The 2,304-nt window shown below is 60.2% G+C and carries 2 protein-coding genes; both read right to left on the bottom strand.

The annotated features are described in order from the left end of the window. Positions 1-744: carbohydrate ABC transporter permease (locus tag VK804_RS11495; protein WP_414642758.1), on the bottom strand; the 744-nt coding region annotated here is incomplete at its 3' end. A 195-nt stretch (positions 745-939) separates the two neighbouring features. Next, a partial coding sequence (locus VK804_RS11490; RefSeq protein ID WP_325370931.1) for an ABC transporter substrate-binding protein occupies positions 940-2,304 on the bottom strand: 1,365 nt, incomplete at its 5' end.

The raw sequence follows: 2,304 nt of genomic DNA, 5'->3' as shown, positions 1-2,304 counted from the left end.
AAACAGCACGGTGATGGCGATGATGTTGCGCATCATCGGCAGAGTGATGTGACGGAATTTTTGCCACGCATTGGCGCCGTCGATGGAGGCCGCCTCATAGAGCTGTTCCGGCACCGATTTAAGCGCTGCGAGATACATGATCAGGAAGAACGGTGCGCCGTACCAGACATTGACGAGGATCACGGAAAAGCGCGCCCAATAAGGGTCGCTCAGCCATCCGACTTCATTGAAACCCAGGCTGGAAAGGACATAATTGAAGGCGGAGTGGGTGGGATCGAACAGCCACCACCAGCCGAGCGACGATAGTGCCAGGGGTATGACCCACGGCACCAGCAGCATGCCGCGCCATTTGCGCTGGCCCTTGGCGGGCAGATTGTTGATGAGATGCGCGGTGATGAGCCCGATCAGCGCTTTGAAGAACACCGCGCTGAGCGCGAAAATCGCCGTCTGTTCCATGACCATGCGGAACACGTCGCGCGACAACAGGAAGCTGAAATTGCCGAGACCGATAAAGCGCGTCTGCGCCTTGTTCAACATCGACAGATAGATCGAATAAAACGCCGGATAGATCACCAGCGACACGATGATGATCATCAGCGGCAGGCACATAAAAAAGGCGACGGTCGAACGGCGGCGCAGAAAAAGTCTCAGATTGCGCAAAGCGGGCGATTGCAGGCCGACTTGCAGCCTTGGCCTAACTAGGCTTGGCGACGTCGGGGGCCATGTCTGGACGGTATCTGCCATTTATGCCTCGCCGGTCTTGCGGACCGGCCTCCGGAATTAGGTGCAATTATCGTTGCATTTCCGCATTCCAAATTTCTAGCACTCGATTGAGCATGATCTTTTCGGAAAACCGGTTTCCACTTTTCCGGATCATGCTCTCGGCATGCCGGCCAAATGGACCGGCATGCCTGATCTTCGTAAGGCTGGAAGCTGCGCTTACGCGCGCAAGGTTCCTTCGAGCTCGTTCGACGCCCATTTGATGACGTCATCGAGCTTCTCGTTGCCCTGCGTGAACTTGGCGACCATCACGGTATTGATCGCCTGGTTGTAGATCTGCGCGCCGACTTCCGAACGCGCCGGCGCACCGGCGATCGAGGTCTGCTCGTCGCCGCGCGGCGGATAGCTGTAGACGGTACCGACCGGCGGCTCGACCGTCTTCCAGGTATCGAGGTCGTACATGCTCCTGAAGGAGGGCAGGTCGTAGCCGAACGAGGCTTGCACGAGCTGGGCCGCCGATTCCTTCTGGGAGATATAGGTCAACAGGTCCTTGGCCGCCTGCTTGTTCTTGGAGAACGACCAGAGGCCGTAGAACTGCGGCAGCTGTCCGACGAAGCGGCCCTTGGGTCCGCGCGGCATCGGGTGGGTCCAGCAATTCGCCGCCACGCTCGGGTTGTCGCGCTTGGCGACCGCCCAGGCGCTCGGCGGATTCATGATGCTCGAGCCTTTGCCGGAAATAAGCCAGCGATTATTGCCGGCGTCGTCCCAGGCATAGACCTCGGGCGGATTCACCGCCATCAGCTTCTTGAGATATTCCAGCGCCGTGCGAGTCTCGTCGGAGTCGACCTTGATGTTGTCCTTGGCGTCGACCATCACCACGCCGTAGGAGTTGAACAGTGCGCCGACCCAATCGACCGCGTCGCTCGACTGGCCCATCGGCAGGCCGACCGGGAAGCCGGCCGCGTGCAGTTTCTGCGCCGACGTGAGATAGGTATCCCAGGTCCAGGTGTCGGTCTTGGCCTTGTCCCATTTCGATTCGTCAGCCGGGAACAGGTCGCGCACGTCGATGCCGGCGTGCTGCTGGTAGAGGTCGAAGCGCGAACAGCACGGCTTGACCTGGCTGCCGACCGTGGTCGGGACGCCACGCCAACTGCCTTTGATTTTTGCCAAATATTCGGCGACCGGGCTGATCGGGCCATATTTCGTGGTGAGCTGGCCGACGACGTCGTCGAGCGGCTCGAGCACGTTCTGGTGAATGCGGACGTTCCAGTCGCGGTGGGACATGATGTCGTGGCCGGTGCCGGCTTGGGCTTCGGCCGCCGCGGTCAGTTTGTCCTTCTCGCCCTGCGAGGTGATGTAGTCGATCTTGACCTCGCAATTGTTCTTCGCGCCCCACTCGTTGCAGAGCTTGCTGAAGGTGGCGTTGGCGCCGGGCACCCAATGGTCCCAAACGCCGAGCGCCAGCGATCCGGCGGCATAACTGTCTCTAACGTAGGGCGCGGCAATGGCCGCGACGGAACCGAGCGCCGCGCTTTTGAGAATGTTGCGGCGGGTAGGGGAGTTCAGGCGTGATTGGGTCATCAG

The organism is Bradyrhizobium sp. (genome assembly GCF_035484855.1).
In the GTDB taxonomy this organism is placed as follows: domain Bacteria; phylum Pseudomonadota; class Alphaproteobacteria; order Rhizobiales; family Xanthobacteraceae; genus Bradyrhizobium.
This window is presented reverse-complemented; position numbering and strand designations above follow the sequence as displayed.